Here is an 8,247-nt window from a genome sequence, read left to right on the forward strand (position 1 = left end):
AAAGCTTGATGACCATAGCAAGTCAGTCCCACCCCTTCCCATCCCGAACAGGACCGTGAAATGACTCTGCGCCGATGATAGTGCTGCAACCAGTGTGAAAGTAGGTTATCGTCAAGCTAGTTATAAGTCAGGAAGGCCCGATCGATGATCGGGCCTTTTTGCGTTTACCCTCCGCGCTGCAGGCTCAGTACAAAGCGCACACCATGCGTGTGATTCTGGGCGACGATGGTGCCGCCCATCTTGGCCATATAAGTCTTGGCCACAAACAGTCCCTGGCCGCGGTTTTCGCCGGCGCCATCGGAAACGCCATACTCAAAAATCTTGTTCAGCATATCGGGTGCTATCTGCGGGCCCTGATTATGTATGCTGATCGTCGCGCCTGTTTCGCTGCCATGTAATGTGATGGTTATAGGACTGCCGGGTAGCCGGTATCGCTCGGCGTTGCGCAATACATGGGTGACGACATCTTCCAGCGAGTATTCATCCGCACGTGCGGTGAGCGGAGTCGCCGGCCCTTCATACATCACATGCTCGATGCCGATGCACGGCGCATTGTCGGCGACGTTTTGCAGGAAGCCCGTCAGTTCAACCTCGGTGACCTGTAGCTCGGAAGATTGAAACGCTTCGCTTGGCGACGCATGACCATAGAGCACGCGGACCGCCTGCTGCATGCGGCTGATATAACGCTGGCTTTGATCGTTACCATGCAAGACCATCAGCGACTGCAATGGCGACATGATTTCATGTCCTACTGCGTGCCACATATCGCGCTCCTGTTCGGCGCGGATGTTCTCACGCTCGACGTCTTCACGCACGCGGCGCAGCAGATCATGTAATCCGGTCGCCAGCACGCCCAGTTCATCGGCGCCACGCAGGTCGGCCAGATCGGTTTCCGAAAATCCGCGTGCCGACTTGACCTTCTCGCCCACATCGTCCGCACGTTTGATCAGCACCTTGATGCGCCGGATGATGCCGACCTCGATCACCAGCCAGGCCAGCATCAACGCCGCCAGCATCGCGCCGACAAACCAGGCCAGGCGACTGGCCACTACACCCAGGCTTTTGCTCACGCTGCGCACATCGCCCTTCAACACCACCTCGTAACTGCCGGCCGGTGTGGCGATGACTTCTTTTGCTTCCAGCGGTACATCATAAGCATCCACGGGCAAGTGGCGGATCAGCGTGGTGACGAAATGCCAGGACTGGTCTTCCGATTCGACGGGACCAACCAGCGGTGGCAGCATGACGCCATCACCAAGCCGTTTGATTTGCAGGCGCTCTCCCGGCAGCAGCATGGTTTTCAGATCTGCCAGCGCAAATGGCTGCGCCGCCGGCCCCGTACTGCTGTCCAGTAGCGGTGCACCATCACCTGGCGCCAGCACGGCAAGACTGACGTTGATGCGGTCCAGATCCGCAGGCGGCCATTCAGGCCGGCGCTTTTCAAACAAGGCATCCTGCAGCACACCGATCGGCAGACGCAAAGAGAAGAAGGCGCTGCGCGCGCACGCGTCATCATCATCGTTGGCATCCGCCTGATTGCAGCGCGGGCTTTGCCAGATCCAGCCACGGAAGTCTTTTACTACCGGCGCTTTGGCGCGGGCGACGTCGGCGGCATTGAAACCGGTCAGCCGTCCGCGCATGCCGCCGTAGCGGCGTCCCGGCGTTTGCGGCTCGGTGCTTTCTTCGAACGGCGCGATCCATTCATAGCTCTGGCCACGCAGCGTCACCTTCACGCGTACACGGTGCGCCTGATCGACGATCTGATCGCCACGTGCATGCGGCACCAGCCGGGCGCCATTAAAAGTGCCGGCGACATAAATGAAGCCCCCTGCCCACGGGTTATTACCAATGCCAACGCATAGCGAGCCGTTATTCCCATATTGGGCCAGGCAGCCGGACATGGCGACCGCCTGCTGCACTTTTTGCAGATCGTCGAAGTCCAGCGCGGCGAAGGGAAGCAGCAGTGGATGCAGTGCGTCGCCGCTGCTGGCGGGTTGAGGATTGAGCAGCGCCAGTTGACCCGTCGGATGGCGCAGCGTGGCCGCGACCTGCACGCGGGTCTTCTGGAAGCTGCCTTCATAGTTTTTGTAGCTGAGCTGTTTTTCCTGCTGTAGCACGGACAACGCCAGGCCCACCGTCGCCGCCATCAGGAAGACAAACGCCGCCCGCAGCAGCAGGCGTAAGCGGTAGGGGACTGGGCTGAGACGGCGCCAGTCCATCATTCGCTGTCCGCCCAGCGGAAGCCGCGCATCGGCACGTTCTCTATGCAGGCAAAGTCGGGATCGATTTCGCGGAAGGCATCACGGATGGTGCTGACATGCTTGCGGATGTTGTCGCGATTGCGGCCGCTCTTCACCACTTCAAACAATTCGTCGTAAGAGACGACCTGGCCGCGCTTTTCAAATAACGCCGCCAATATACGCTGCGCGGTCAGTGGCAGGTTGATGCGGTGGCCACGCCACATCGGTGTGCGCTGGCGCAGCGGGTCCATGCTGAGTTCTGCGGTACTCGCGGCGGCAGGCTCTTTGACGGAGCGCAGGATCTCCAGAAAGGTTTCGACAAAATCGGCCTCCTCAAACGTGGCTTTCTGCAGATAGTCCCAGGCATCCAGTGCTTTCATGATGCTGCGGTAAATGGTGGCCGGCATGGCCGATACTACCAGCACTGGCGTACCGTGCCGCTTGTTGATGGCGTTGATGATCGCCACACCCGCATGCCGCTCGCGTCCCAGTTCGATATCCAGCACCACCAGATCGTAGCGCTCACGCGCGATGGCCGCTTCGGCGTCGTCACGGCTGAACCATTGATCGACGACGATGCCTGGCCGTGCGGACTCTATCCACGTCCGTAGCTGATTGCTGGTCGGCAGATCGTCCTCAATGACGGCGACTTTGGCCATGCTGCACTCCACTTCCTGTCAATGGAACCAGTATCTCCGCTTTTACGGAAAAAGTCATAAAACAGGTGTGAAGATTTCTTCACACCGGGTGAGGATAGTTGGACGGCGACGGCGTTGATAGCTCCGCACTGTGCGGGGCACCATGCGTCTCAGGGGATAAGCCCGGAAATCAACGAAAGGTGAACATCATGGCAGAGCGGATCAAACGGATGGTGCAAGCGGTACGCACGGCTTTCAGCGGCGGCGCCAGCGTGGCGGTGGGCGGCATGCGCCGTAATGGCGCGATGCTGGTGGCAACGGCGCTGGCTGCGGTCGCGGGCTATGCGCTGGTCACGCATCCGCCGCTGGCCAAACTGTCGCCGGGCTATATCGGCATCCGCACCAATCAGATGACTGGCTCCTCGGTGACGGTGCACGACGGTGCAGTGCTGATGGTGCCGGGCGTGCATGTGCTGCGCCAGGTGCCGTTGCTGGATCAGGTGTATCGCCCAAGCCGTAGCGACAAGGCGCCGTTCCAGTCGGTGGAAGGCCTGGCGCTGGACGTGGATATGTCGGTGCGTTATGCACTTGATCCCACGCGGGTGATGACGATGGCGCAATCGCTGCCGCCCGATATCAATGGCGCCATTGTTGAACCAGCAGTGCAGGGAGTGATCTACAAGGTTTTTACCCGTTACACGGTACGCGAGATATTTTCATCCAAGCGTGCCGAGATTCAGCAGGCGATTGAAGCAGAGCTGAAGCCCAAGCTGGCGGCGGACGGCGTCACGCTGCGCGGTATCACGATCGGCAAGATCACGCTGCCTCCTGAGTATCAGGCGGGCATGGAAAAGCTGCTCGCGGAAGAACTGGAGACGGAGAAGATGCGCTACACGCTGGAGCTGAAAGAAAAGCAGGTCAAGCAAACCGCGCTGGAAGCGGATGCGGAAAAGATCCGGCGCGAGAAGGAGGCGGAAGACGCCGGCAATGAGCAGATCATTGCGGCGCGTGCGCAGGAGCAGGCGATGGCGCACGTACTGCCCTTCAAACAAAAGCAGATCGAGCAGCGCAAGCTGGAGGCGGAAGCTGAAAAGGCGGCGCGTATCAAAACCTCGGAAGGCAATGCGCAGGCGCGCCTGATTGAGGCGGCCGGTGAAGCCGATGCGCGCCGCAAGCTGGCGGAGGCGGAAGCATTTCGCCAGGAGGCTTTGGGCAAGGTTGCGGTGGCCCAGATGGAGCGTGAGGGTGATCTGATTTCGCGTAATCCGCTGCTGATCCAGAAGACCATGGCAGACAAGCTGTCGGACAAGATACAGGTGATTATTGCGCCACCGCCTGCAGACGGTGGCTTCATCGGCACATCGCTGCTTGGCAAGCAGACGCGCGTGGCAGCGGAGGGCCAATAACCATGGTGATGATAGCGGCGGCGCTCACGCTGGCGATCGTGACGCAGGACCAGGCGGCATTGCGTGCTGCGCCCAAAGGCTCGGCACAACAGCAGGCTGTTTTGTGGCAGGGGGATAGTCTGGAGATCCGCGGTGTGAAGCAGGATTTTCTGCAGGTGTACGATTATCGGCGCGAGCGGGCCGGCTACATTCGGGCCACGCAGGTGCGGCAGATATCGCTGGCGGCGGCCGACGCGCCGGAGCTGTTGTCGGTGGTGCGCTTCCTGCGCGAGACGCCGGGAGCGGAGTCGCTGGGCATCAGCTATGCAGCGGCGTATCTGAAGGCGGCGCCGGCGAATGCCATCACGGCAGAACCGTTTGATGCGCTGGGTACGATGGCGGACCGTCTGGCGCGGCGTGCTTCTGCGCGTCAGGGCAAGCAGGGCGACACCGTGATTGCAGCGCATCTGGAAGCCGTCGCACATTACGGTGTGAATATACGCAGCTTTGAACGCGAGGGCCGGATGCAGCTGTGTTATGACGGCGAGGCGTTCCGCCGTGTTCTGGCGATGGCGTCGGCACAGCCGCAGCAGCGTGCATCGGCGATGCTGGGGTTGACGCGTCAGGAGTGTGTCGATCCTTCGCTCACGCCTGGCGCGCGCGTGGCGTTGGACGAATGGCGTTCGGAAGTGCTGGAGCGCGTGGATTTGAAGGAACTGCCAGGCCATGTGCGGAATCGTGTGCAGATGCGGCGCGCGATGGTGTGGTCGTCAGTGGCGTTTGAGCGGGCGCGTAAGGGAGCGCCTTCAACGGAGGCGGCGCAGCGGGCGCTGGATGCGTTAGGCATGGTGGAGCCGTCAGAGTTGACGGAGGACGATGCCAGTGCGTTTGCCGAAGCAGGTGTGCGGGCAGGAAGCGTGCGCTGGGCCGCCGAGTTGGCGGGAGCAGTGCCGGGAGCAACGGGGCTGCGCGTGATCACGGTCGCGGGGCAGCCGGGCGAATCTTGTGTCTTGCTGGTGGACGGCAAACACGATCAGCAGCATCCGCTTGTGCGGAAGTGTAGCTACGGTGTGGTGTGGACGGCGTCGGCGCGCGTGAATACGCAGGGCAGCGCGCTGGCCCTGGCCGTGCAGCCGATGGATGGCTGGCGTGAGATGTGGCTATTCCATCAGTCGGGAAAGGAGTGGCAGGTGGACGTCTTGCCGCCAGCCGCGGCGGACCCCGATATCGGATATGCGGAATTCGCTGGCTGGGTGCCGGGTGCGCAGCAGATGCTGGTGGCGCGCGAGGTTCGTGTTGACGGCCGCTTCAAGCGCAGCTTTGAGCTGGTGGATATGACCACACTCGCCACCGTGAAATCGGCGGACAAGCCTTCGTCTCTGAGCCTGTTCTACCGCTGGCAAGACCCGGCGTGGAAACGCCAGACCGTGGCGCTGCGCTAAAACTGATAACGCGCGCTGGCGCCGAGCATCCAGTTACGCTGCGGCGCCGCTTCGTAGTAGCGTTTGTTGGTGTCACCGACGATCACCGAGCCGATGTAGTTTTTATCGAGCAGATTGTTCAGCCGCGCAAACTGCTTGAAGTGCCAGCCCTTCCACTGCTGGTTGGCGGTGATGCGCGCATTCAGCACGCCATAACCTGGCGCTGCCTGATCTGTGTTGCTGTCCTCGACGTAGATCTTGCCGACGGCGACAGCTTCCAATGCGGCGCCATAGTGCCCCTGGGCTTCCTGCCAGGCCAGTTCACCGTACAGATTCGCATTCGGGGCGCCAGGCAGGCGGCTGCCGTTGTCGTAGACCGCGCGGAGTGTGGTCAGTGCGAGCCGCGTGCTCAGGCCATGGCGCCAGGTGGAATCCAGCGACATCTCCACACCTTGGCGCAAGGTCTTGCCGCCATTGCGGTAGCTGGTACGGCCGCCGCTTGAACTATCGACTACGAGTTCGTCGGTAGTCCTGACCTGGAATAATGCGGCGTTGATACGCGTTTCGTTGAAGCGTGCCTTGATGCCCGTTTCTACGTGCGTGCTGTACGCGGGTTGCAAGCGGAAATTGAAACCACCTCCGGCGCCTGAATAGAACAGCTCATTTAGCGTGGGCGTTTCGAAGCCATGCGCGGCGCTGGCATATACGTTCAAGCGCGGCGTCACGCGATACAGCACGCCCAGCACCGGTGTGGTGTGGCTGTAGCTGAGCGAACCGCTGTCATCGCCGTTGCTGAGAAAGTGGTCGCGCACAGCGATCTTGACGCGGCTGTGCCGCAGACCTGCGCTGAGCTGCCATGCGCCGCTGTCCCATTCCGTCTGCAGATAGGGATCGAGATTGCTGACGGTGTCGTTCTCGTCGCGGCGGAGTGCCCCCTTCACACCGAATTGCGTGCCGATGAAATTTTCATAGCCTTGCCGCTCGTCGCTGGAGCGGCCGTACTCTGCGCCGATGGTGGTGGTCAGCTTGCCCTGCGCAAGATGATGGACGGTTGACCAGCTGATGTCAGTACCGGAGAAGTCGCGTTCAAAATCGACCACGCCACCGGAATGGCTGACCGGCGCCTGAAAGGCCCTGGAAAAAGCCTGGTACTGGATCACATCGCGATTGCCGCCGTATGCGGTCACGCGCAAACGGTCTTCACCGAAGCGCTGCTCCCAGCTGGCGCCGATCTGCTGGTGATGGATGCTCTTGCGCGTGTTATAGCGGTCAGCCAGCGTGCGCTTTGGTGTTTGCGTATCGGTGATGTCGATTTCGCCGGCGCGCGGATCGTGAAGATAGCTTGCCCAGCTTGCGCCGAGTGCGTCCTGCGTATCATCCTGGCGCAGACCATTGGCGACGATGGTGAGCTTGGCCTGGTCGAGTGGCCGGAGCGTCAGCTTGGCGTAGGCCTGATCGCGCGTGGCGGCGCTGTGGGCGCGATAGCCGTCGGTATCGAAACGCGAGACGTCTAGTACATAGCCAATGCCGCCACTGGCGCCTTGCGCATTGAGATCGGTCTTGTGGGTACCATCACTGCCGCTGAGGACATTCAGCTCCACCGTTGGCGCGCCTTTGCCGTCCTGCGTGAATAGCTGGATCACGCCGCCAGCGTGATTGCCATAGATAGCAGAGAAGGGGCCGCGCAGCACTTCGATGCGTTCCGCCATATCCAGATTGAAGGTGGCTGCCTGGCCCTGGCCGTCCGGCATGCTGGCAGGTATGCCGTCTGCAATCAGATGTACGCCGCGTACGCCGAAAGCGGAACGGGCGCCAAAGCCGCGTGAAGAGATCTGCAGGTCCTGCGCATAGTTCTGGCGGTTCTGTGCGACCAGGCCTGGCACGCTGGCCAGCGCCTCCGATGCGTTCACGCGCGCCTGGCCTTCTCGTATGCGGTCGGCATCGATGACGTCGATCGATGCAGGCACGTCAAAGCTGACGTGTTCCGTGCGCGTTCCGGTGATGACGACAACCGGCGTTTCAGCCGCTGCGGCGCCAGCCGCGACGAGGGCAAGAATGGAACTCAGGCGATGCACTATGTTTAACTCCGCAATGATCGAACGCGAAATATAACAAACCCCTTGTCAGATCAGCGCAGGCTTTGCTATAGTTCGGTCCCTCGCGAAACGATGCATACAAAATGCAGAGTGAGCGAGAAAAAAAGAGGGTTGACGAAACAGTTTAAACGCTTCATACTCTTTCCTCTCTGCTGACGAACAAAACGATTCGCAGCGTAAGACAAGATCTTTAAAAATTAACAGTCGATAAGTGTGGGTATTTGATGCAGTGCACGCGGAACTTCGGTTCCGCGAAACTAAAAGCATTAAATGCTCAACAAGAAATAAGCAGTAGTAATACTGTCAGTATTTTGAGTGAGCGAACCATCTCGGTAAAACGGGATAAAACAGAGATTAAACTAAAGAGTTTGATCCTGGCTCAGATTGAACGCTGGCGGCATGCCTTACACATGCAAGTCGAACGGCAGCACGGAGCTTGCTCTGGTGGCGAGTGGCGAACGGGTGAG

At 60.4% G+C, this 8,247-nt stretch carries 5 protein-coding genes and 2 rRNA genes; 4 read left to right on the forward strand and 3 right to left on the reverse strand.

All coding sequences use genetic code 11. The features are described from left to right. Positions 1-4: 4 nt before the first annotated feature. Positions 5-117, forward strand: a 5S ribosomal RNA gene (rrf, locus tag GTP58_RS30725). 47 nt (positions 118-164) lie between these two features. Here rrf and GTP58_RS30730 read toward each other — a convergent pair. Both GTP58_RS30730 and GTP58_RS30735 read right to left on the reverse strand, forming a co-directional pair. Then, entirely contained in the window at positions 165-2,219 is a 2,055-nt protein-coding gene (locus tag GTP58_RS30730) for an ATP-binding protein (RefSeq protein WP_161080719.1), read from the reverse strand. Further along, on the reverse strand, positions 2,219-2,899 hold the full coding sequence (locus GTP58_RS30735) for a response regulator transcription factor (RefSeq protein WP_161080716.1): 681 nt from the start codon (positions 2,897-2,899) through the stop codon (positions 2,219-2,221). Before GTP58_RS30735 ends, GTP58_RS30730 begins: the two co-directional genes overlap by 1 nt. Before the next feature lie 188 nt (positions 2,900-3,087). Between GTP58_RS30735 and GTP58_RS30740 the strand changes: the two genes are divergently transcribed. Together GTP58_RS30740 and GTP58_RS30745 are read left to right on the forward strand one after the other, a co-directional pair. Then, positions 3,088-4,284 carry an SPFH domain-containing protein gene (locus tag GTP58_RS30740; RefSeq protein ID WP_161080717.1) on the forward strand — a complete coding sequence of 399 codons (1,197 nt, stop codon included), beginning with the start codon at positions 3,088-3,090 and terminating at the stop codon, positions 4,282-4,284. A 2-nt stretch (positions 4,285-4,286) separates the two neighbouring features. Beyond that, positions 4,287-5,705, forward strand: coding sequence for a hypothetical protein (locus GTP58_RS30745; RefSeq protein ID WP_161080718.1), 1,419 nt, complete (start codon positions 4,287-4,289; stop codon positions 5,703-5,705). On the opposite strand, the gene GTP58_RS30750 is transcribed toward GTP58_RS30745, so the two are convergent. Further along, positions 5,702-7,759, reverse strand: a complete 2,058-nt coding sequence (locus GTP58_RS30750; RefSeq protein WP_373924800.1) for a TonB-dependent receptor family protein — start codon at positions 7,757-7,759, stop codon at positions 5,702-5,704. The genes GTP58_RS30745 and GTP58_RS30750 overlap by 4 nt on opposite strands. A 377-nt stretch (positions 7,760-8,136) precedes the next feature. On the opposite strand from GTP58_RS30750, the gene GTP58_RS30755 reads away from it, so the two are divergent. Beyond that, positions 8,137-8,247, forward strand: a 16S ribosomal RNA gene (locus GTP58_RS30755); the annotation flags it as partial.

The organism is Duganella sp. CY15W, assembly GCF_009857555.1.
GTDB lineage: Bacteria > Pseudomonadota > Gammaproteobacteria > Burkholderiales > Burkholderiaceae_D > Rugamonas > Rugamonas sacchari.

Bases quoted from the DNA above. Each gene is read 5' to 3' on its own strand.
- GTP58_RS30730 (WP_161080719.1), bottom strand. From the start codon at position 2,219: ATGGACTGGCGCCGTCTCAGCCCAGTCCCCTACCGCTTACGCCTGCTG.
- GTP58_RS30745 (WP_161080718.1), top strand. From the start codon at position 4,287: ATGGTGATGATAGCGGCGGCGCTCACGCTGGCGATCGTGACGCAGGAC.
- GTP58_RS30735 (WP_161080716.1), bottom strand. From the start codon at position 2,899: ATGGCCAAAGTCGCCGTCATTGAGGACGATCTGCCGACCAGCAATCAG.
- GTP58_RS30740 (WP_161080717.1), top strand. From the start codon at position 3,088: ATGGCAGAGCGGATCAAACGGATGGTGCAAGCGGTACGCACGGCTTTC.